Origin of the sequence: Shewanella fodinae, from assembly GCF_014651955.1 — a bacterium.
GTDB lineage: Bacteria > Pseudomonadota > Gammaproteobacteria > Enterobacterales > Shewanellaceae > Shewanella > Shewanella fodinae.
The window spans coordinates 1-22,781 of sequence record NZ_BMXW01000011.1 but is presented as its reverse complement, the minus strand read 5'-3'; the positions used below and the strand labels follow the sequence as shown (position 1 = coordinate 22,781).

Annotated in this window: 19 protein-coding genes and 1 rRNA gene; 16 read left to right on the top strand and 4 right to left on the bottom strand. The window is 48.3% G+C overall.

The genetic code is table 11. The annotated features are described in order from the left end of the window. Positions 1 to 77 precede the first annotated feature (77 nt). Positions 78 to 305 carry a DUF3389 family protein gene (locus tag IE064_RS11050; protein WP_133039963.1) on the top strand — a complete coding sequence of 76 codons (228 nt, stop codon included), beginning with the start codon at positions 78 to 80 and terminating at the stop codon, positions 303 to 305. A 2-nt stretch (positions 306 to 307) separates the two neighbouring features. Here IE064_RS11050 and IE064_RS11045 read toward each other — a convergent pair whose 3' ends face one another. Beyond that, a complete protein-coding gene (locus IE064_RS11045; RefSeq protein WP_189617871.1) occupies positions 308 to 1,318 on the bottom strand; it encodes a glutathione S-transferase family protein in 1,011 nt (336 codons plus the stop codon). 309 nt (positions 1,319 to 1,627) lie between these two features. On the opposite strand from IE064_RS11045, the gene IE064_RS11040 reads away from it, so the two are divergent. Both IE064_RS11040 and tehB read left to right on the top strand, forming a co-directional pair. Further along, on the top strand, positions 1,628 to 2,119 hold the full coding sequence (locus IE064_RS11040; RefSeq protein WP_133039965.1) for an Hsp20 family protein: 492 nt from the start codon (positions 1,628 to 1,630) through the stop codon (positions 2,117 to 2,119). A 105-nt stretch (positions 2,120 to 2,224) separates the two neighbouring features. Beyond that, positions 2,225 to 3,088 carry an SAM-dependent methyltransferase TehB gene (gene tehB / locus IE064_RS11035; RefSeq protein ID WP_189617870.1) on the top strand — a complete coding sequence of 288 codons (864 nt, stop codon included), beginning with the start codon at positions 2,225 to 2,227 and terminating at the stop codon, positions 3,086 to 3,088. Positions 3,089 to 3,160: 72 nt separating this feature from the next. Here the strand turns inward: tehB and cysK are convergent, their stop codons facing one another. Both cysK and cysZ read right to left on the bottom strand, forming a co-directional pair. Beyond that, positions 3,161 to 4,129, bottom strand: a complete 969-nt coding sequence (gene cysK / locus IE064_RS11030) for a cysteine synthase A (protein ID WP_189617869.1) — start codon at positions 4,127 to 4,129, stop codon at positions 3,161 to 3,163. 237 nt (positions 4,130 to 4,366) lie between these two features. Then, positions 4,367 to 5,137: a sulfate transporter CysZ gene (cysZ, locus tag IE064_RS11025; RefSeq protein WP_189617868.1), complete on the bottom strand. Its 771-nt coding sequence runs from the start codon at positions 5,135 to 5,137 to the stop codon at positions 4,367 to 4,369. Positions 5,138 to 5,347: 210 nt separating this feature from the next. On the opposite strand from cysZ, the gene IE064_RS11020 reads away from it, so the two are divergent. The 11 genes from IE064_RS11020 to IE064_RS10970 all read left to right on the top strand — a co-directional run bounded on the left by IE064_RS11020 (position 5,348) and on the right by IE064_RS10970 (position 20,235). Beyond that, on the top strand, positions 5,348 to 8,758 hold the full coding sequence (locus IE064_RS11020) for a chromosome segregation protein SMC (protein ID WP_189617867.1): 3,411 nt from the start codon (positions 5,348 to 5,350) through the stop codon (positions 8,756 to 8,758). Between the two features lie 22 nt (positions 8,759 to 8,780). Beyond that, positions 8,781 to 9,758: a cell division protein ZipA gene (gene zipA, locus IE064_RS11015; RefSeq protein ID WP_189617866.1), complete on the top strand. Its 978-nt coding sequence runs from the start codon at positions 8,781 to 8,783 to the stop codon at positions 9,756 to 9,758. Positions 9,759 to 9,867: 109 nt separating this feature from the next. Further along, on the top strand, positions 9,868 to 11,883 hold the full coding sequence (gene ligA, locus IE064_RS11010) for an NAD-dependent DNA ligase LigA (RefSeq protein ID WP_229799985.1): 2,016 nt from the start codon (positions 9,868 to 9,870) through the stop codon (positions 11,881 to 11,883). Between the two features lie 84 nt (positions 11,884 to 11,967). After that, on the top strand, positions 11,968 to 12,453 hold the full coding sequence (locus IE064_RS11005; RefSeq protein ID WP_189617864.1) for a DUF2919 domain-containing protein: 486 nt from the start codon (positions 11,968 to 11,970) through the stop codon (positions 12,451 to 12,453). A gap of 140 nt (positions 12,454 to 12,593) precedes the next feature. Beyond that, on the top strand, positions 12,594 to 13,793 hold the full coding sequence (locus IE064_RS11000; RefSeq protein ID WP_189617863.1) for a cyclic di-GMP phosphodiesterase: 1,200 nt from the start codon (positions 12,594 to 12,596) through the stop codon (positions 13,791 to 13,793). Positions 13,794 to 13,829: 36 nt separating this feature from the next. Next, complete coding sequence (locus IE064_RS10995) at positions 13,830 to 14,663, top strand: NAD(P)H-binding protein (protein ID WP_373295262.1); 834 nt, start codon at positions 13,830 to 13,832, stop codon at positions 14,661 to 14,663. Between the two features lie 29 nt (positions 14,664 to 14,692). Continuing rightward, positions 14,693 to 15,313 carry a thiol:disulfide interchange protein DsbA/DsbL gene (locus tag IE064_RS10990; RefSeq protein WP_189617861.1) on the top strand — a complete coding sequence of 207 codons (621 nt, stop codon included), beginning with the start codon at positions 14,693 to 14,695 and terminating at the stop codon, positions 15,311 to 15,313. 270 nt (positions 15,314 to 15,583) lie between these two features. Then, positions 15,584 to 15,850: a DUF4212 domain-containing protein gene (locus IE064_RS10985; protein ID WP_133039975.1), complete on the top strand. Its 267-nt coding sequence runs from the start codon at positions 15,584 to 15,586 to the stop codon at positions 15,848 to 15,850. Between the two features lie 12 nt (positions 15,851 to 15,862). Beyond that, complete coding sequence (locus IE064_RS10980; protein ID WP_189617860.1) at positions 15,863 to 17,596, top strand: sodium:solute symporter family protein; 1,734 nt, start codon at positions 15,863 to 15,865, stop codon at positions 17,594 to 17,596. Between the two features lie 115 nt (positions 17,597 to 17,711). Beyond that, complete coding sequence (locus IE064_RS10975; protein WP_189617859.1) at positions 17,712 to 19,559, top strand: DUF294 nucleotidyltransferase-like domain-containing protein; 1,848 nt, start codon at positions 17,712 to 17,714, stop codon at positions 19,557 to 19,559. 1 nt (position 19,560) lies between these two features. Further along, entirely contained in the window at positions 19,561 to 20,235 is a 675-nt protein-coding gene (locus IE064_RS10970) for an exonuclease domain-containing protein (protein ID WP_189617858.1), read from the top strand. A gap of 83 nt (positions 20,236 to 20,318) precedes the next feature. Here the strand turns inward: IE064_RS10970 and IE064_RS10965 are convergent, their stop codons facing one another. After that, positions 20,319 to 21,395 (bottom strand): ketoacyl-ACP synthase III, encoded by a 1,077-nt coding sequence (locus IE064_RS10965; protein ID WP_189617857.1) that lies wholly within the window; start codon positions 21,393 to 21,395, stop codon positions 20,319 to 20,321. Positions 21,396 to 21,805: 410 nt separating this feature from the next. Between IE064_RS10965 and gmhB the strand changes: the two genes are divergently transcribed. Both gmhB and IE064_RS10955 read left to right on the top strand, forming a co-directional pair. Further along, positions 21,806 to 22,363, top strand: coding sequence for a D-glycero-beta-D-manno-heptose 1,7-bisphosphate 7-phosphatase (gene gmhB, locus IE064_RS10960; RefSeq protein WP_189617856.1), 558 nt, complete (start codon positions 21,806 to 21,808; stop codon positions 22,361 to 22,363). 300 nt (positions 22,364 to 22,663) lie between these two features. Beyond that, positions 22,664 to 22,781: ribosomal RNA gene (locus tag IE064_RS10955) — 16S ribosomal RNA — on the top strand; the annotation flags it as partial.

Below are 22,781 nucleotides of genomic sequence, written 5' to 3'. Positions count from 1 at the left end.
TTGGGCAGTTACTGTCAGCGTTATCATGCAATATTCGCTGGTTTATCTGGATGTCAAAAATGTAAGGAACTGTCACAGTGAATCTGAACTTCTCGGGTGGGCGCTTGATTCTCAACTCGCGTGAACTGCAGGTGCGATTGCAGTCATCACCGGTTGTGATGACAGTTCTGGCAGAAGATATTCGCTTGTTAGCATCAGCCAGATTACTGCTGGCTGATGCAGGTGCTGTGCGGTGGCAACTGTCACTGGATAATGATACCCAACTGCAGCAATTAGCCGAATTTTACGGGGTCACCCCTGAGTAGACTCAATTGTCCAGTCGATGGCGTTGATGTGGCAGCGAAAAATCCTGTAGTGGGCCTTTAGGCACTATGCGTGTGGGATTAATTTCACCGTGGCTATAGTAATAATGCTGTTTGATGTGCTCAAAATTCACCGTGGCAGCGACACCCGGTTGTTGGTAAAGATCGCGCAAGTATGCCGATAGCTGCGGATAATCTGCCAAGCGCTGGCGATTGGTTTTGAAATGCCCATGGTATACCGCATCAAAGCGGATCAATGTAGTAAATAGGCGCCAGTCGGCCTCGGTAAGTTGGCTGCCCGTTAGATAACGTTGTTCACATAAACGTTGTTCCAGCCAATCAAGAGTATTAAACACATCGTCAAATGCCTGTTCGTAAGCCTGTTGGCTAGAGGCAAATCCTGCCCGATACACCCCGTTGTTGATATTGTGATAAATGCGTTCGTTCAGGGCATCTATCTCTGATCTCAGTGGCTTAGGATAATAATCCTGCGAGTTCCCCGTCAGGCGGTTAAAGGCGCTATTGAACATACGGATAATATCCGCGGATTCATTACTGACAATAGTATTTTGCTGTTTGTCCCACAGCACTGGAACTGTGACTCGTCCGGAATAATCTGCCGCCGCTTGCAGATAAAGCTGATACAGATAGTCTTTGCCATACAACGGATCGGCTTCGGCGCCATGAATGTGTCGCGCATTGTGGCTTTGTTTGGAACCTGCAAACTCCCAACCATTTTCCAACATGTGTGGCTCGACGACCGTTACGGCAATCAGGGATTCCAAATTCTTTAATGTGCGGAAAATCAACGTGCGGTGCGCCCAAGGGCAGGCGAGCGAAACATAAAGATGGTAACGACCGGCTTCTGCTTTAAAACCGCTATCACCCGTAGGGCCAGCATTGCCATCGGCTGTCACCCAATGGCGAAAGCGCGCTGCTTCTCGTTCGAATTTACCTTCAGACTTGCCCGTGTCATACCATTGATCAACCCATTGGCCTTGCTGCAGTAATCCCATGAGTCCCCCTTACGTTTATTGCCGAGAGGTTAAGTGTATTAACGATATAGTCTGATATAAAGCAGTAAAATTCGCCTCTTTAATCCTAAAAAATAGAAATGACATACCATTCCCATGGTTATGTGCTTTGTATAAATATTGACCTTTTGAGCATTATCCCCCTTGAAAACGGGTCCCACGACCTTATCTAGTTGCTATCGGCGGTAAAATAATATTGCCGATACAGACCGCGCCATTGGGCGGTCGCCGTAAACCGGGTGCGAATGGTTCGGCCCGTTAACTTTACATATTGCTTACGAGGATATGACTATGCGTAACTATGATTTGACTCCACTTTACCGCAGCGCTATTGGTTTTGATCGTCTTGCCCGTTTAGCTGAACTGGCTGCCAATAATAATGGCAATGCCGGTTATCCTCCCTATAACATCGAGCTGTTGGGCGAAAACCACTACCGTATTACCATGGCAGTTGCCGGGTTTGCGATGAATGAGCTGGAGATCACCAGTGAAGGTGAAAAACTGCTGGTAAAAGGCACCAAGAATACCGAGCAAACCGAGCGTCAGTACCTGTATCAGGGAATTGCTGAACGTGGATTTGAACGAACCTTCCAGCTCGCAGACTTCGTCACTGTAGAAGGTGCTCACCTGGAAAACGGCCTGCTGAATATCGACTTGGTTCGGGAAATCCCTGAAGCGATGAAACCGCGTAAGATAGAGATCGGTTCAAATAGCGATAAAGTGTTAGAAGGTGAAACCACCACTGTACGGACGAAAGCCGTAGAAGCCACGCCAGCCGCCTAACCGTTACTCGGCGAGTCAGTCTGCATTAAAAGCCAGTCCTAGGGACTGGCTTTGTGCTTTTTAAGGTGCTATTGATTGCGCACTGAAGTAGGACAAGAGGATCCCATGGAACAGTTGCTTTGCTATAAAACGTTGCCATTATGGCATAAAGATACCGTGCCTGATGTTTTTAAGCAGTGTCACAACACTCAGGCCGGCACTTGGGCTCAACTAAAAATAATCAAGGGTCAACTGACGTTTGAACTGCTCACAGAGTCGGGTACGGTAAGTGAATCTCTGGTGTTTGATGTAGAACAACAACCACCGATGATTGCACCGCAGCAATGGCATCGGATTGCATCGATGTCAAACGACATCGAATGCCAACTGAGTTTTTTCTGTGCGCCTGAAGAGTATTACCTCAAAAAACAGTACGATCTCAGCAAAACCCACTCGGAAGTGGTGGCTGCCATGCCGCATTTGCGGATTGGCACAGCATTGGATCTGGGTTGTGGACATGGACGCAATAGCCTGTATCTGCATTTGCACGGCTTTGATGTCACAGGCTATGACCGTAACAGTGAGAGCGTTGCCTACCTGCAACGGTTGATTGCTGATGAACAGTTAAGTGGTATCCGTGCCAGCCAGCAGGACTTGACCGAATTACAGATCCAAGGTGCATTTGATTTCATTCTATCCACGGTCGTCTTAATGTTTCTGCCACCGGCAACAGTACCGGGCTTGATAGCGCAGATGCAGCAACATACGCTGCCGGGGGGCGTTAATCTGATCGTGTCAGCCATGGATACCGAGGATTTTCCGTGTACCGTAGGGTTTCCTTTCACCTTTAAAGCCAATGAGTTGCTTAACTATTATGCTGGTTGGGACATCATTAAATACAATGAGAACGTTGGTGAGCTACACAAGCGTGATGAGCAAGGTAACTATATCAAGTTACGTTTTGCCACCTTATTAGCCCGTAAGCCATGATGACATATTAAGCTCAAAGAAAATAAAAACCCGCTAAAAGGCGGGTTTTTATCAGAACGTGTAAAGAGGGGATTACTGCTGATTTTCCAGATCGCTAAACTGTCCGACAAACAGCGGAGAAGACAGATACCGTTCTGCTGCTGAAGGCAAAATTGCTACTATGGTTTTATCCTTGAACTCAGGCAGTTCTGCCAGTCGCACGGCGGCAACCGCTGCGGCGCCTGAGGAAATCCCCACTAGAATGCCTTCTTCCTTCATCAGTCGATGTGCCATGGCAATGGCGTCTTCGGAAGTAACGGTTTCCACTCGATCAATCAGCTCCAGATCCAGATTGCCAGGAATAAAACCGGCACCTATCCCTTGGATTTTATGTGGTCCGGGTTGTACCGGTTCGCCTGCCAGTGTTTGAGTGATCACTGGTGACTCTGCAGGTTCTACGGCAACTGAGGTAATTGCCTTGCCTTGGGTCTTTTTGATATAGCGACTGATCCCTGTAATAGTACCGCCAGTACCCACACCGGCAATGACTACATCGACTTTACCGTCGGTATCATTCCAGATTTCTGGACCGGTGGTCTTTTCATGAATTTCTGGATTCGCCGGGTTTGAGAATTGTTGCAAAATGATGTACTTATCTGGATCGGTTAAGCGTATTTCTTCGGCTTTTTCAATGGCACCTTTCATGCCTTTCGCGCCTTCGGTCAGTACCAGATTGGCCCCAAGCGCTTTCAGCAGTTTGCGACGCTCCAGACTCATAGTATTGGGCATGGTCAGCGTCAGTTTGTAACCGCGAGCGGCGGCTACATAAGCGAGGGCGATCCCGGTGTTACCTGAAGTCGGTTCAATCAGTTCTTTGTCTTTGGTGAGCAAACCTTTCTTCTCAGCATCCCAGATCATATTCGCGCCGATACGGCATTTGACGCTGAAACTTGGATTACGTGACTCAACCTTGACCAGAATGTTGCCGTTGCCGATACGATTAAGACGTACCAGAGGGGTGTTACCGATAGTGTAAGAGTTATCTTGGAAGATTTTGCTCATAGCTTTATTAGCTCCTTAAATTGCACCCATCAAGCATAAGTCCCTTTATATCAAAGAGAAGTGAATCTTTGTTATTCGTTATGCAATTTGGTTATTACATGACGTCATCATATTGGCAATTACCTAAAGTCTCACTGTTCGATGCTTGCCTGGGAAAGGAAAGATATTCTGCTTGAGTATAAGTGACCACATAAAAAATGTCCGCCGTAGCGGACATCTACTCAGATAAGTGACAACTTATTCCGGTGCCACTTTAGGATTGCGGTAGGCATCACGATAACGCTCGACCCACATTGCGGTTGCACCGCAGATGGCAACTGGCATGACAATAAAATTTAACACCGGGATCATGGAGAACAGCGTCACAGCTACACCAAAACTGACGCTGGTGCCTTTGGTCTGTTGCAACGCAAATTTCATGTCATGAAAGGCCACTTTATGATTATCAAAAGGATAGTCACAATATTGGATTGCCATCATCCAGGCACTGAAGAAAAACCAGATCACCGGGAAAAGCGTTTGGCCTGCAACCGGCACGAAAAACAGTAACAGCACTATGATGGCGCGTGGCAGGTAGTATTTGAGTTTCTGCCACTCGCGGCCAAAAATGCGTGGTAGATCTTTTACCAGATCCAACGCTCCGCCAGTGTTGAGTGGTTTGCCCGTCAGCAGTTGCTCGGTTTTTTCCGCCAATAAGCCGTTGAAGGGGGCAGAGATCCAATTCATGACTGAACTAAAGATAAATGACAACAGCACCAGTAAGGTCACGATGGCTAATGGCCAGAGGATCACATTAAGCCAACTGAGGTAATCGGGCAGGTGGTTTTGGATCCAACCAAACACCACATCCAATTGCTGCACTGCAAAATAGATAGCAATACCAAAAAGCACCAAGTTCACCAACAATGGGATCAGTACAAAACGCCTTAACCCTGGACGTTTTATCAAACTGAAACCATCAATAAAGTAGCTGATGCCACTTTTCTTCTGAGTAAGCGACGATGGCATAATGAACCCCTCGAAAAAAGCATCACATGATGTTGCCGATTTTGAGTAACCGGGCGCACGAAAACAAGTAAAAATCTTTGATAAGTGCATAAAAAGCGTTACAAAATGCATGGCGCTTTGTTAAAGTGAGTTAACTTTTCAGAGGCGTTAACATTCATTGGCGCCGATAGATATCCGCGTTATTTTTCAAGCGATTGGCATCGGAAATAGATGAGACTCAAACAGATAAAACTTGCGGGCTTTAAATCGTTTGTCGATGCCACCAAAATTCCTTTTCTGAATCCGCTGACAGCGGTCATTGGCCCTAATGGCTGCGGTAAATCCAATGTGATTGACGCTGTGCGCTGGGTGTTGGGAGAAAGTTCTGCCAAAAACTTACGGGGTGATTCCTGGGCAGACGTGATTTTCAATGGGTCAAATGCCCGTAAACCGGTGTCAGTGGCCAGTGTGGAACTGGTGTTTGATAACACTGAAGGCCGTATTGGTGGTGCCTACGCCAGTTATGATGAACTGGCAGTGCGGCGGCAGGTCTCCCGCGATGGCGAAAATCTTTACTATCTCAATGGTCAGAAATGTCGTCGCAAGGATATTACAGACATTTTTATGGGCACCGGTCTGGGCCCGCGCAGCTATGCCATTATCGGCCAGGGCACGATTTCGCGGCTGATTGAATGTAAACCGCAGGAGTTGCGGATATTTGTTGAGGAAGCTGCGGGTATTTCCCGTTATAAGGAACGCCGCCGCGATACTGAAAACCGTATTCGTCATACCCGTGAAAATCTGGACCGTCTTGGTGATATTCGCGCAGAGCTGGGTAAGCAGTTGGAAAAACTCACGCTTCAGGCACAAGCGGCAAAGCGCTACCGCGAATACAAGCAACAGGAACGCACTCTGCATGCGCAACTGTTAGTGATGCGTTATCTAGAACTGCACGAATTAGCTGAAGCAGAAAATAGCGAAATTTCTCGGCTAGAGACAGAACAACTGCGCTTGCAAACGGCGGCGGAACATTTGGGCTTGCAGCTAACTGAACTCAAATTGCAGCAAGATGATCAGGAAGACATCGAACAGCGTCAGGTGGCAGATTATTACCAGTCCAACACAGAAATTGCCAAAACTGAACAACAGATCAAATTTCTGCGCGATCAGGATCAGCATTTGGCGAAGGAATTGGCGCGGATACAAACGCAACAGCAACAGTTGCAAGGCCAGTTGCTGCAGGTCTCCGAGAAAGAACAGCAGTTACAAGCTTCGCTGACCGCGCTACAGCCCACTCAGGAGCAATTAGACGAAACTCACTGGGAACTGACGGGGCAGATGGAAACTCTGGAAGCGCAACTACAGCAAGTCAGTGAAAAATCGCGGCAGGCGACGACGGCGCTAAGTGAACTGCGACACCAGCAGGAATTGGCGGCCACGCGAGAGCAACATTTGAAACAGCAGATGGAACAAGACCGCCTGCAATTACAAAGGATTACCGAACGGCTTGCCAGTGAGTCTCAAGGCGATGATGCTGACAAGCAAGCATTGGTGTCGCAGTTAGCCGCTGCGCAGAGTCAACTGCAACAACTGCAGCAGCAGCAAGTGCTGTTGCAACAGCAACAAATGGAAGCGCAACGTTATCAGCAACAGCAGCAGCAAGTGTTGCAGGAACAAAAGCAACAGTTGTCAGCATTGCAGATGCGGCATCAGATGTTAGGCCAATGGCTTGCAGCCCAGCAGCCGCAGGCGGACAGTGGCCAATTTCCACCGTTGTGGCAGGAAATCACCATTGCCGCGGGTTGGGAACAAACGGTTGAACAATGGCTAAGTCCGCTGTTGGCCAAAGCGATAACCGATAACGCCAACGGGTCAGGTTTTTGTCGGATCGAGCCGCAACGCTGGGGGCCGGTGACCGCGCCTGCAAACCTTAGCCCCTGGTTGGCACGGATCCGTTGGGCCGACACCGCGTTAGATGCGCAAAGGTTACAATCACAACTGGAACCGTCAGAGATTATTCTGTGTGCCGAAGGTTCCGTTTGGGGGCGGGATTTCAGTTGGTCATTGCAAGCCAATCAAGATTCACTGGTCGCTATGGCGGCGGAGCAGGAAAAACTAGCAGCCATGATCACCGAGGCCGAGCAACAACTTGTTGCCGCTGAGGAAGCGTTACAGCGTGCACAGCAATCTGCCAGTGCAGCGACGATAGCGCTTGAACAAGGACAGCAGCAGTTGCAGCAACAGCAACTGCAACATGCTAAGGCGCAGATGGCGCTAGATAATATAGTGGCAAGAGCGCAGCAGCAGGCGCAGCAGCGACAGCAATTGCTAGACGACAAACATACGCTGGCAGAGCGTATTGCGAACTGTGAATTAGATCTGGAAGCGCTGATTGAAAGCCAGTTTGCGGCCGATGATGAACTCTATCAACGCCAAGGTGACGATAGACGTTTTAGTGAACAAGCATCGGCTTTGACCTCACAACGGATCGCCTTAAAAAGCCGCCTTAATGACACCGAACGCCAACTGCGTGATGCTAACCGGCAATTGAATGAACAGCAGACAGCACTAGCATTAATTCAACAGCAAGCGACTCAATTACAATCACAACAACAGCAATTGCAGCAACAACTGACAGAACTTCAGGAATACCGCCAACAAGACACCCCAGAAGGGGATGCCATCGACGTGCTGGAGCAGCAGTTACAGCAATTGCTGGGGATGCAACAACAGCAACAACAATCACTGGCGCAGACCCGCACGCACATTGCTGATTTGCAAAAACAGTCTGAAAGTCTCTCTTTAAAGCAAAAACAACAGCTTGCAGAGGCTGAACACTTGACTCACTCTATCAGCACGCTAAAGTTACGTCGCGAAGGGTTAAAAGGACAAGCGGAGAGTCAACTGGCGCAGTTACAGGAGCAGCAAATCCAGTTGGCGGCGATAGCCGATACTCTGCCTACGGATGCGTCTACCGACAAATGGCAGGTTGAATTGGACGCTGTGCGAAATCGTATCAGCCGTTTGGGGGCCATCAACCTCGCGGCCATTGACGAATTCGAACAACAAAAAGAGCGTAAAAATTACCTTGATGAACAGGATAAGGATTTAAATCAGGCGCTAGCGAGTTTGGAAGAGGCAATACGCCGTATTGATCGTGAAACCCGCAGCCGTTTTAAAACCACCTTCGAACAGGTTAATAGTGGCTTGGGTGAGTTGTTCCCCAAAGTCTTTGGTGGTGGCAGTGCTTATCTGGCACTCACGGATGATGATTTACTGGAAACCGGGGTCACCATCATGGCAAGGCCACCGGGAAAAAAGAACAGCACAATCCACTTACTTTCCGGTGGAGAAAAGGCGTTGACCGCTTTATCATTGGTGTTTGCTATATTCAGGCTCAATCCAGCACCATTTTGTATGTTGGATGAAGTAGATGCACCACTGGATGATGCCAACGTAGACCGCTTCTGTAGACTGCTACAGGAGATGTCGCAAAATGTGCAGTTTATCTATATCAGCCATAACAAAATTACCATGGAAATGGCCGATCAGCTGATAGGGGTAACCATGCACGAGCCTGGCGTATCGCGTATTGTCGCGGTCAATATTGAAGAAGCAGTGGCCATGGCCGATGCAGGATAACAACAGGAATAACAGGTAACCAATGGAATATTTTCGACTGGTATTGGCTGTCTTGGCTGCAATAGCCATCATCGCCGTTTTGGTTCACGGGTTCTGGTCTATTCGCAAACAGCAAGCCAAACCTTTGAAAGAAAAACCGATGTCGGGCTTCTATCGGGAACAGGCTGCCCGCAGAGATCAGGAGGGTTTTGACTCTGATGGTATTGGCGAAGTCAGGGTTCGAAAAGCGTCTCCGGATGATAAGCCGCCAAAATTGAAATCCAATCGGGTACGGCCGGAAAACGTCAAGTTTAAGCCTCTGGCTGACGAACAGGAGCCACTATCGATGGTAGACACCGATGGCGCTGCTGATGATTTTGCGCTGTCAGCAGTCACCGAACGCTCCCGTAAAAGCAGTAAAGCATCGCGACAGGAGTCGTTACTGGGTGACGAAGAACTGTTTGAAGAAGAGTTGCAGATGGAACTTGGGCTAGCGGCGGATGAACAAAGTTCGGCTACAGCAGAAGCATTGGATGTCGAAGAGCTAGATGAGCAACCACGGATGGAATCCGTGACAACCGCAAACAAGACGGCAGAACCCCCCGTTGTTGAGCCGCGTGATGTGCTGGTGCTGCATGTGGTTGCCCGGCCAGGTAAAACCTTGAGTGGTGCTGAGTTACTGCCGTGCTTATTAGCGCTAAATTTTAAATATGGCGATATGCAGATTTTTCATCGCCATGAAGATCATGCCGGGAATGGTAAGGTGTTATTCTCATTGGCCAATATGGTGAAACCTGGGGTTTTTGATCCCGACAATATGGAACAATTTACCACCCATGGCGTGGTGTTGTTTATGACGTTGCCCTGCGCTTCGGACCCGGTGATGAGTTTCTCCATTATGCTTAACTCTGCCTCGCAATTGGCAGACGATCTGGATGCCTTACTGCTGGACGGTCAGCGCAATCCGTGGCAGCTGTCCACCAAGAAAGAATATCTGGAACGCATTAAAGTTAACGGTTGATAATGGTTAGCGAGGTTCCTTCGGCGCTTTGCACCATAATAATTTGCACCATAATAAATAGTTACAATACGGGCCGCTGATGCGGCCTTTATTTTCAGCGGACCTTTTTATGCAACTCACAACAGAACAAGAAATTGATCAACTGATCCGTGAGATCAACGAACACAATATCCGCTATTACGTGGATGATAATCCGTCCATTCCCGATGCTGAGTACGACCGTTTGATGCGGCGGTTACAGTCTTTGGAAGCTGAAAATCCTCATCTGTTGCGACCTGATTCCCCCAGTCGCCGTGTGGGTGGTACTGCCTTGGCGAAATTCGAGCAGGTCACTCATCTCAAGCCGATGCTGAGTTTAGATAACGTGTTTGATGATGCGGAATTTTCAGCCTTCCATAAACGCGTTAGCGATCGAATTGGCAATGTGCAGTACTGCTGCGAGCCGAAACTGGATGGGCTGGCTGTCAGTATCCTCTACCGTAATGGGCTGCTGGAGCGGGCGGCGACCCGTGGTGATGGGGCGGTAGGCGAAGATATCACCGAGAACATACGTACCATTAAATCGATTCCGCTGAAGCTGCGTGGTACTGGGTATCCGCCATTGCTGGAAGTGAGAGGCGAAGTGTTTATGCCACGGGCCGCGTTTGAAGCGCTCAATGAACGTGCGCGCGCGCGAAATGAAAAGGTGTTTGTTAACCCACGAAATGCCGCGGCGGGCAGTCTGCGACAACTTGATAGCAAAATTACCGCCTCGCGTTCTTTGGCATTTTATGCTTATGCCCTAGGGGTCGTTGAACCGGAATCCTTTGTCATGGCAGATACCCATCGTGGCCAATTGGCACAATTGCAGCAGTGGGGCTTACCGGTAAGCAGTGAAATCAAATTGGCGGACTCATTGGCGGAGGTAGAAGCCTACTACCAGCAGATCATGACACGGCGTCCGACGTTAGCATTCGATATTGATGGGGTGGTGTTTAAGGTCAACAGTATTGCTGCCCAGCAGTCCTTAGGATTTGTGGCGCGGGCGCCGCGCTGGGCGATTGCCTATAAATTTCCGGCACAGGAAGAGATGACAGTGCTCGAAGGCGTGGATTTTCAGGTCGGCCGTACCGGGGCCGTGACGCCTGTGGCTCGTTTGAAACCGGTGTTTGTTGGCGGTGTTACTGTATCCAATGCAACGCTGCACAACGCTGATGAAATTGAACGTCTAGGCGTGAAAGTAGGCGACACTGTGATTATTCGCCGTGCGGGTGATGTGATCCCGCAAGTCGTGGCAGTGGTACCGGAAAAACGCCCAGAAGATGCACAGGCTATTGCGTTTCCACATGATTGCCCGGTATGTGGCTCGCTGGTGGAACGTATTGAAGGTGAAGCGGTCGCCCGTTGCAGTGGGGGACTGTTTTGCAAGGCGCAGCGTAAAGAGGCGATAAAGCATTTTGCCTCACGTAAGGCGCTGGATGTCGATGGTCTTGGCGATAAAATTGTTGAGCAACTGATTGACAAAGAGTTAATAGAAAGCCCGGCTGATCTGTTTCAACTCAGTGTTTCTACCTTGGCATCATTGGAACGCATGGGGATGAAATCGGCGGAAAATCTCAAAGCTGCGTTGATCGCCGCAAAATCTACAACCTTGCCCAAGTTCCTGTATTCCCTTGGCATACGCGAAGTCGGCGAAGCCACGGCAGCCAACCTTGCTAAGCATTTTAAAACGCTCGGAGCATTGCGGCAGGCAACCGTCGAGCAGTTAATGGCCGTGGAAGATGTGGGCAATGTGGTGGCACAGCATGTAGTACATTTTTTTGCACAGCCCCACAACCAGCAGGTGATTGATGCCTTGCTGAGCAATGATATTGGTATCCACTGGCCCGCCATTGAAACGCCAGCTGCAGAAACCCTGCCCCTAAAAGGCCAGACCTGGGTCCTGACGGGGACGTTGACACAATTCAGCCGCAGTGACGCCAAAGCGAAACTGGAAGCTTTAGGCGCAAAAGTGGCTGGCAGTGTCTCTAAAAATACCGATTGCGTGGTGGCGGGGGAAGCGGCGGGTTCTAAGTTGGCTAAGGCAACAGAGCTTGGGGTTAAAGTGATTGATGAACAGCAGCTTCTGACAATGTTCAACGGCTAAATGGTAATTTTTTGCTGGTGACTTGAAAAAGCCAAAGAATAGCGCCATCTGATCGGTTCCTGCTTCCCAATTTCTGGAAAGAAGATGTTCACCATTGATGATGTACATTGGCTCGATGATAACGGACACGTGCGGCCGCCGCTGATGCTGTACTTGCTGTTATTATTTTTAGCGCGCGGCTGGGCGATATTGGTGATGTCGTTAACGATTACCAGCGATCGCGCCGAGCTGGTGAAATTGTTTTATCCAGAAAAGGTCGACTTTCTGACGGCGCTTGCTGCTGGTAGCGGCGCGGTGTTGGCGTTTTTCTTGGTGATTGCAGAGCGGCGACGTAAACCGCAGTGGTGCCGTAGTGCGTTTAGCTCACTGCGCATTCTATTAATGGGGTTGCTGGGACTGGAAGCCGCGTTGCTTTTTACACGGTTGAGTCACAGCCGTTTTCTGTTTGACTGGCCAATGGCGCTGGACGGGTTATTTCTGTTCTGGTCGGCGTTGTATTTATATCGCTCAAGACATCTGAAGGTCTATGTCTCAGACTGGTCAAAACACGCTGAAATAGCGGAAAAATAGATTTGTTTTTATACAAAAGTTCAGCGATATCATATTTTTATAGTCAAATACTTCCTTATTCAATCGCTTGGACTATAGTTGTAAAATTCGTGCAATATTGGCCTGTTCAGGCGTAGCCAGTCATTCAATAGGGGAGCTAAGTGGCCAAAACCGAAGAGATCCATCTGCCGGTGTCGCAGTTGCAGAAGGGGATTACGGTCAAGTTACCGCTTTCATGGACGGATCATCCCTTTCTATTTAATAAGATAGAGATTACTTCAGACACTCAAATTAAAATGATCCAGCAGTTGGGTGTTCCCTATGTCATCCTTTTATCTGGAAAGCTTAAGACAGAGCGTCAGCCAACGCAGCAGGTGCGTAAGCCCAAAAATAGCGATGCGGTGATGTCAGAGCAGGAGAAACTGGCACGAAAACATATCCGCCAGAGCCAAACGCAGTTTATCAGCGCAATTAATGGCATCCGTGGGGCGTTTGGTAAAATCGTCAGTGACCCTGAAGGCGCGAGTCGTGAGACCTCCATACTGGTGGAAACCATGCTCGACCAGTTGTACAGTGCTGAGCAGGTAAAGCTGGCCTTGGTAACCTCCGGTGAGCCTAATGCCTCAGCGACACAGCATGGCGTGTCCGTCGCCGCTTTATCGATGATGATAGCTAAAGGGTTGCAACTGACTAAACCACAAATACGCACCATTGCCACTGGCGCATTATTGCATGATATCGGGAAATTAAGGGTGCCCGAAGTCATACGCAATAAGCGTAGCGCTTTGACAGTGCCAGAGAAGAATTTCATTGCGATGCATCCTAATTATGGGGAAGAACTGCTTAGACGCAGCGGCATGTTCAATGAGGATGTATTAGATATTGTGCTACATCACCACGAATTTATTGATGGCAGTGGTTTTCCCGATGGATTGAAGTCTGAACAACTGGCGATTACCACTCAGATAGTGGCGTTGGTTAATGATTACGATAGTTTGTTGTGGCGCGAAGAAATCGTATCGCCGCAAATTGCTTTAGGATACCTATTTAAAACTCGAGCCGCGCAGCACAGTGACACACTGATCCAGGCGTTGGTGAAAGTCCTTGGCATCTATCCACCAGGAACGCTGGTGAAGCTGACGGATAATTCATTGGCAAAAGTGGCGGTGACTACCGATGATGTCAAACAACCCCAAGTCTGGTGCTGCCAGCGCGATGGCAGTAAAGGGCGTTATCGATTCTTACAACAGGAAGACACTAGTGTGGACAGTATGCTCAAACTGGAAGAACTCAGTGAGGGGGCGCGTAAAACCCTAAATCCGGGAGCGGGCATCAGTTTCTATTTCTGCCCGCAGGGATAGCGATTGCAGCGTGGGGATATCAACAGGAGAATGAGGTTGAAACATATTGCGGTATTCGGTTGTGGCTGGTTTGGCTTGCCGCTGGCAAAAGCGTTGCAACAGGCGGGTTTTACAGTGTCTGGCAGTAAGACGACGGCCGAAGGTGCCGCGGCGTTAACCGCTGCAGGTATTCGAGGTGTTGTGCTGCAACTGACAGCTAGTCAGCCACTACCCGCTGATTTACTTGAAGATTGCGACGCTTTAGTGGTGAATATTCCGCCGGGATTACGCCGGGGGGAGGATGATTATCTGCACAAGTTGTCACAACTGGCGGCGTTGGTCAAAGAGAGCAGGGTACAGCGACTGGTATTTGTCAGTAGCACTGGCGCCTACCAGCAAGAGGGGGTTCTGACGGAGGCGGATTTGCAACTGGCAACCTCTGGTAGTAGCGCCGTCTTGCAGCAAGCAGAGCGGATGTTTCAACAGTTGGCATCTGATAAACGCAATGTCACCATTATTCGTTTTGCCGGGTTAGTAGGGCCTGCGAGGCATCCAGGTCGTTTTATGGCGGGACGAACAGGTTTAACAGGTGCCTCGCAAGCGGTAAATTTGGTGCATCTTGATGACTGTATTGCTGCAGTGATATCCATACTTAAGGCTCCTCAACCGGCGGCAGTTTATAATCTGAGTGCTCCTTTGACCCTAGATAAGCAGACTTTTTACTGCCTAGCGGCTGAGCAGTTGGGATTACCTGTGCCACAATTTGTTGCGGAAGAACCTCGCACATTGGGTAAACGTATCGATGGTTCATTTATTTGCCGAGATCTTGGTTTTAGTTATCGATATACTGATGCCAATTCGCTGTTGCAGGCCTGTGACAGTTGCATTTAGTTGATTATGTTGTCCAATGAGGGGGAACCATGCTGTTTTCATTTGTGGCCAAAACTACCACGGCATTACTACTGTTAAGTGCCGTGCTGATCCCCGCCACCGCTGCAGAATATCAAGAAGGTCAGGATTACATTACGGTAACTGGCATTCCAGAAACCACTAAACCAGTTGTCAGGGAGTTTTTCTCTTATAACTGCCCACATTGTTATCAACAGGATCCCGTCATTGAGAAGACTGCGCAACTGCTCAAAGGTAAAGTAACGTTAGCGCGTACTCCTGTCGGTGCGCGCCGTCCCGCCTGGGTCTTGAGCCAAGAAGCTTACTATTTGGCGCAGAAATTTAAAATTGTCAATCAGGTGCATAGTAAGATATTTGCACGCATTCATGAACAACATCAGCCATTCACTACTGAAGCAGATCTTGAGGCTTTTTTTGTCAGTCAGGGAATTGATAAAATTTTGTTGGAAAAGACCATTGGCTCTGCCGATGCTAAGCTAGCAATGGAAAACTACGAAGCGCAAACTCAATTGGCACAGGTTCGGGGTGTCCCGTCTTTACTGGTGAATGGCAAGTATCTGATCAAGGCTAATGTTTCAGACGCAGAAGCGCTTTCAGAATTGATCCTTTTTCTCGCTAAAAAACCGGATTAATCACAATTATCTCGCCTTCATGACCGGCATTTGCCGGTCTTTTTTTGTCTTTTTCAAGGCATTTGCTGTTCGACATTGGTCTAATTCTAATGCTTAGTCACTATCAATCATTTTTTTCTAATTTATTTTTTACATTATGATTTATATATGATTTTTAAACATGTTAAGCAGTTGTAGCACGTTGGTTAGACTAAGGTCTTGATTGTGAGCTAAGTCGCGGTTGCTAGATTAAATGTGACTTAATAACAATTAGTAATGGGGAGTCGCACAATGGGCTTTGAAAATAACGAAAAGGCACTGAGCTACTGGCGTGAAAACTTGCGTCTGGTGCTGGGACTGCTGGCTGTCTGGTTCGTGGTGTCCTATGGCTGTGGAATTTTGTTTGCAGATGTACTCAACAATATTCACTTCATGGGCTTCAAACTGGGCTTCTGGTTTGCGCAGCAAGGTTCCATTTATGTGTTCGTGGCGCTGATTTTTATCTACGCCTTCAAAGCGAACGCCTTAGATAAAAAATATAACGTACACGAAGACTAAGGGGAACAGACTATGGATGTTCAAGCACTGACATTTCTGATTGTAGGGCTGTCGTTCGCGCTCTACATTGGTATTGCCATCTGGTCCAGAGCCGGCTCTACCAAAGAATTTTATGTTGCTGGCGGTGGGGTCCCGCCAGTGATGAATGGTATGGCTACTGCAGCTGACTGGATGTCAGCCGCATCTTTTATTTCCATGGCGGGGATCATCTCGTTTGTGGGATATGACGGCAGCGTGTATTTGATGGGCTGGACTGGTGGTTATGTACTGCTGGCGTTGTGTATTGCTCCCTATTTAAGAAAGTTCGGTAAATTTACCGTGCCAGATTTTATTGGTGAACGTTACTATTCACAGACCGCCCGAGTCGTCGCTGTGGTGTGTGCCATCTTCATCTGCTTTACCTATATTGCTGGACAGATGCGTGGGGTAGGGGTGGTATTTTCTCGCTTCCTCGAAGTGGACGTGAATACCGGTGTTTATATCGGTATGGCTGTTGTGTTCTTTTATGCGGTTTTGGGGGGCATGAAGGGCATTACTTACACTCAGGTAGCCCAATACTGTGTACTGATCTTTGCTTTCATGGTGCCAGCTATCTTTATCTCGGTGATGATGACCGGACATGTACTGCCGCAGATTGGTTTCGGTTCTACTGTGTTGGATGCCGCAGGAAATGATACGGGGGTTTATCTACTACAAAAACTGGATGGCCTATCTACTCAGCTTGGTTTCAATGAATATACCGAAGGCGCCAAGAGTACCATTGATGTCTTTGCAATTACTGCGGCGTTGATGGTGGGAACCGCAGGTTTGCCGCATGTAATTGTGCGTTTCTTTACCGTTCCTAAAGTGAAGGATGCACGTACCAGTACTGGTTGGGCTCTGGTGTTTATTGCCATTCTTTATACCACGGTGCCCGCGTTGTCGGTATTCTCTCGCGTTAACATGATTGAAACAATCAATGGCGCTGATGGTCAGGGCGTGGCGCATGCAACAGCACCATCTTGGATCAAAAACTGGGAACAGACCGGGCTTATCAAATGGAATGATAAAAACGGTGACGGCAAAATGTTCTATGGCAAAGGCAAAATTGACGACAGCTCAACTAATGAGATGAAGATTGACAACGACATCATCGTATTGGCAACGCCTGAGATTGCGGGTTTGCCCGCGTGGGTGATTGCGCTGGTGGCTGCTGGTGGTCTGGCAGCAGCATTGTCTACATCTGCAGGGTTGCTATTGGTGATTTCTACCTCGGTGTCGCATGATCTACTGAAGAAAAATTTCATGCCGGATATTTCCGACAAGAAGGAACTGATGTTTGCCCGTATTTCTGCGGCGATAGGTATTGTGATCGCTGGTTACTTTGGGGTTAATCCTCCAGGATTTGTGGCCGCGGTGGTGGCATTTGCCTTCGGTCTTGCTGCAGCGTCATTGTTCCCGGCAATCATTATGGGGATTTTCTCCAAGTCCATGAATAAAGAAGGTGCAATCGCGGGGATGGTATTAGGTTTGGGCTTTACCGCTTCTTATATCATCTACTTCAAATTTGTTAATCCGGCCGCTAACGTGCCCGCTAACTGGCTCTTCGGGATCTCGCCCGAAGGTATCGGTTTGATCGGGATGGTTATCAACTTTGTGGTGGCAACTGTGGTGAGTAAAATGACCGCTGCGGTTCCCGATGATGTGCAACAAATGGTGGAGTCCATTCGTTTCCCTAAAGGAGCGGATAGTGCACATAGTCACTGATAACTAATTAATAAAAAAGGCGCTTCGGCGCCTTTTTTATTAGACCAAAGGCAGATGGCTGCATAGTAAAACAACAGCCATTATTAACGCATCGATAACGCGGCAGACTAATCCTATGGACGAAAGTGAATTGTTGCCCATCCGTAATTTCCTGGCCGAAATTGCCCCGTTTAATGAGTTACCTGCGGAACTATTGGAAGAGTGCAGTCGCAGTGTCAGCATTGGCTACTACAGCAAAGTTTCGGGCTCGGTACCACTTAGCTCCGAAAACCCCATGCTTTACATTGTTCGCAGTGGGGCTTTTGAAGTGCGCAATGCGGAGGGGGAATTATTAGACCGGCTGGGCGCGGGAGACTATTTCGGTTTTCCATCGTTGATGTCTGGGGAGTCTATCAGCAACAAGGTGCTGATCTTGGAAGATGGTTTGGTTTATCACCTGACGTTGTCCCTGTTTGAAAAGCTGCGAGCTGGCTGCCGGGCGTTTGATCGTTTTTTTAACCGGGCGTATGCCAAGCGTTTACGGCACCAGAAAGCTTCACATAATGTAGCGTTAATGACGGCAAACCGTATTAGCAGTTTAATGGTGATGGCGCCTGTGAGTGTGGATCATAAAACCCCGGTTTGTGATGCCGCAAAACTGATGCGTAAGCACCGCGTTTCTTCAGCCTTGGTTATCGATAATCAGAAATTGGTGGGGATACTGACTGACAGAGATCTGCGTAATCGGGTTTTGGCCGAGGGATTAAATGGTAATGTACCTGTATATCAGGCAATGACTTCCGCTCCGGTAACTATTGATGCCAATGCTTTAGTATTTGAAGCAATGTTGCAAATGAGTCAGCATAATATTCACCATTTGCCGGTATTGGAAAATGGCCAACCGGTCGGCATGGTGACCAGTACCGATATTATTCGCAGTCAATCCTCTCAACCGATATTTTTGATTGGCGAAATAGAAAGACAGCAGGATGTTGCCAGTCTTATTCATGTCAGTAAACAGATCCCGTTGTTGCTGCAAAATCTCATTGGTGCAGATGCCCGAGCTGAAGAGATTGGCCGTATCCTTACCAGTGTGACTGATGCTTTGACCAGACGGCTTATCCAGTTAAATCAAGCATTGCTCGGCGAGCCTCCGCTAGCGTTCTGTTGGTTGGCATTCGGCAGCCAGGGCCGGCAGGACCAAATGGCCTGTTCAGATCAAGATAATGGCTTGTTATTGGCAAAGGAGCCGGACGCGGCGGCAACAGCTTACTTTGATGCACTGACACATGCCGTGTGCAGTGGGCTTAATGACTGTGGTTATGTGTTTTGTCCCGGTGACATTATGGCGCAGAATCCTGCATGGAGAATGTCGTTAGAAAATTGGCAGCAGAAATTTTCCGGTTGGGTGAATACGCCGGAGCCCAAAGCATTGATGCATGCCAGTATATTCTTTGACATGCGCTGTGTTTTCGGGCCAGAAAGTCTGTTTACAGCGCTGCAGAACCAAGTGTTAGCTACCACTTGTGATAACGATATTTTTTTGGCTGCATTGGCCGGCAATGCCTTGAGCGAATCTCCACCACTCGGATTTTTTCGACAGTTTGTGCTGGAACGCGACGGTTCTGAGGAAAAGGGCATAGACCTCAAACATCGGGGCAGTGTGTTGATCAACGATATTGCTCGCGTATATGCGTTGTCTGCCGGGATTAATGAAGTCAACACGGCTAAACGTATTCGTGTGTTAATTGCGCAGGGGATTCTCACGCGAAAAGATGGTCTCAATTTAGCCGATGCACTGGAGTTTATTGCGCATATGCGTTTGGCTAACCAAGGGCGTCAGTATGAGAATCGAGAAGCACTCAGTAATTATCTCCGGCCCCAGGCATTGTCATCATTGATGCGCCATCAACTGCGAGATGCCTTCAAGGTTGTTCACGATGCGCAGGCTGCGCTGAAGCTTAAATTTATGCGGAGCTTCTGAAATGAGCCCGTGGCAACAATTGTCTCTGGCATGGCGGGCGCGCGGTGCCGCTCCTCTTTTGCGGGAATATTATCAGAGTTTACATCCACTGCTGCAACGCCCTTTGTCTGACGTATCATTAGTTGCAGTGGATATGGAAATGACGGGACTGGAACCGCAGCAAAATCAGATTATTTCTGTCGGTTTAGTGCCCTTAATACAGCAGCGATTGCAACTTGCCACAGCTGAACACCAGTTAGTTGGCATCAGTGGCAGTGTCGGCCAAAGCGCCGTCATTCATGGGATTGTTGACCGCCATTTGCAAGCACAGACACTGGCACAGCAGCATCTGTTGTCTTGGTTATTGCAGCGGGTTATGGGCAAGTTAATGATTTTCCACCATGCGCCACTGGATCTGGCATTTTTATCGGCGTTGGTGCCGAAAGCACCGGGCTCCGCGTTGCGATTTCCGGTGGTGGACACCCTGCAGATTGAACGGCGCCGATTGTTACGTGAACGCCATATTCTGCCTCAGGGATGTCTCAGACTTGGTGCATGTCGACAACGTTATCATCTACCTGTTTATGCCGCACACAATGCGTTAATGGATGCAATTGCCTGCGGTGAACTGTTTTTAGCGCAGACAGCATCCATCGATCCTCATGTGGCCGTTGCTGAATTTTTATGGTGGCCGTGAGCCATAGTGGTTCAGGAAGGAGATAAAATTAAAGCCCTGTTATGAAAGCAGGGCTTTAGTCATTTCAGCAAATCAGCTTGATGTTATTTTTGAGTGCGATGACAGAAATAATTCACTGCTTTCTGGATCAACTGCAATCCAGTTTCATCGCAGGGGGGGAGCGTTGCATCAGATGTTTTCAGCGGTGTGATGCGTTCGCCCCATTTCAGCAACAATGCGGCACTGGTGAGTCCGGCACCAAAAGCACAAGACAAAATGTGTTGTCCTGGCTGGATCATCCCTTTGGTCAATGCATCGCAGATTGCAATAGGTATGGTCGCGGCAGAGGTATTACCGTATTCGGCAATATTCACAAAGGCTTTTTCTGGCGGGATTTTCATTTTATGTACTAAGGTATCAATGATGCGCTCATTTGCTTGATGTGGAATTACCCAGTCAACATCATCTTTCTCAATACCACATTTATCTAAAACTTTGGCGCTGAGGGTACTCATACCGTGGATGGCACGTTTGAAGATCTCTTTGCCATCAAACTGGATGTAGAAATCTAGTGACTCGGCAACATAACGATCCATTGAGGTTCCAAAGCTGGCTTTCAGAATTTCACGGCCTTCTGGGTCATTATTCAATTCGTACCCTAGTACACCGCCAGCGATATCAGAAGCCTCAAGCACCACAGCCCCTGCACCATCACCAAAAAGTACCGCTGTTTCTCGGCGTGACCAGTCAATATAAAAACTCAGGCGCTCTGCTCCGATAACTAGAACTTTCTGGCACTGGCCACTTTTTATTTGCGCAGTAGCCAATCCCATTCCATACAGGAAACCGCTGCAGGCAGCGTTGATATCAAAGGCCGCACAGTTAGCACCAATATTGGCTTGTACGGTAGAAGCGATGTTGGGGATCAAAGTGTCAGGGCTGGCAGTTGCCAGGATAATCATGTCAAGTTCGCTGCCCTCTATGCCTGCAGCGGCCAGCGCGTGTTTGGCGGCGACAGTAGCCATCTCTGATGTATTGACATGACTGATGTGGCGGCGGCTGATCCCGGTTCTTGGTTTAATCCATTCATCGGATGTCTCCATGAAGGTTGCCAGATCATCATTGCTCAGAATGGCTGGTGGTACACATTTGCCCCAACCGGTAATAGTTGCATACTGCATGGAAAATCTCTCGTTAAGAAATCACCCGAGACGGTTCTTTCAATTTGCTGTTCACTTATCGGCTTAACTGCAGCGCTGGCGCTTTGGCATAAAGCTGCAGAGAGATGTTAGCGTCCCGACGTTTGGTGTTCTGTGCTATTGGTTCAGAATAACGGCTATCGCCAGACGACTCAGTGCAATAACGGCTAGTATACTATATTCACCCTAATTGCTGTGGCTAAGGTTACCCCTAGTCAGCGCATAAATAAAGCATGTCGCAGGGGAAAATGGCGTCAGGATGTGGACAATGATGGTTTTTATCGATTATTTACGCTAACTGACTTATCTAGCTCACTGGCGATAATCCATCGATGCATTTTCGTCAACGCAATGGAATAATATAGCCAACAAAATAGTGGGAGAGCGCTAGCGTGAACAAAGCTGTATTTCTGGATCGGGATGGCGTGATTAATGTTGATCACGGTTATGTCCACCAAATAGATGATTTTCAGTATATTGAAGGAGTATTTGACGCCTGTCTGGCCCTAAAACAGCAGGGTTTTAAATTAGTGGTTATCACCAATCAGGCGGGTATTGCTCGTGGCTTATATAGTGAAGACCAATTTCATCAGTTAACAGAGTGGATGGATTGGAACTTTGCTGATAAAGGCGTTGATCTAGATGGTATCTATTATTGTCCCCATCACCCCGACAAGGGGATTGGCGAGTATAAACAGGATTGTGATTGCCGCAAACCCAAGCCTGGAATGATAGTAAGTGCACAGCAATTCCTGAAATTGGATCTATCTGCCAGCGCACTCGTAGGTGACAAAGCCGATGACATGCGGGCTGCAAAAGCTGCCGGAATCCCGGTACGCATTTTGGTCCGCAGTGGTAAAGCGCTAACCCAAGAAGGCATTGACGAGGCAACAGTCGTTCTGGATTCAATTGCAGATGTGCCAGCGTACCTTTCAAAACTGGGTAATTAATAGTGTTTAATAGTGTTTTTGGCTGAAAACTAAGCATCCGTGTAGTGTTAAGCAAATTTAAGGCAATTTAGATGTTGCACAAAAAAATCGATTCCCTATAATGCGCATCCACTGACCGATGCAACGGTCCAGAATAAGTCGCTGACACAAGCTGATTTGTGGCGCGGCTTTTTATTCGCTCTTTAACAAAATATCAAGCAATCTGTGTGGGCACTCGCAGTGAATGAAATCGCAAAACGATTTAAAACTCACTGAAGAGTGTTCGAATAGAACAGTCATTCATTAGAGTCGAAAAACTTTTAATTGAAGAGTTTGATCATGGCTCAGATTGAACGCTGGCGGCAGGCCTAACACATGCAAGTCGAGCGGCAGCGGGGAGTAGCTTGCTACTCTGCCGGCGAGCGGCGGACGGGTGAGT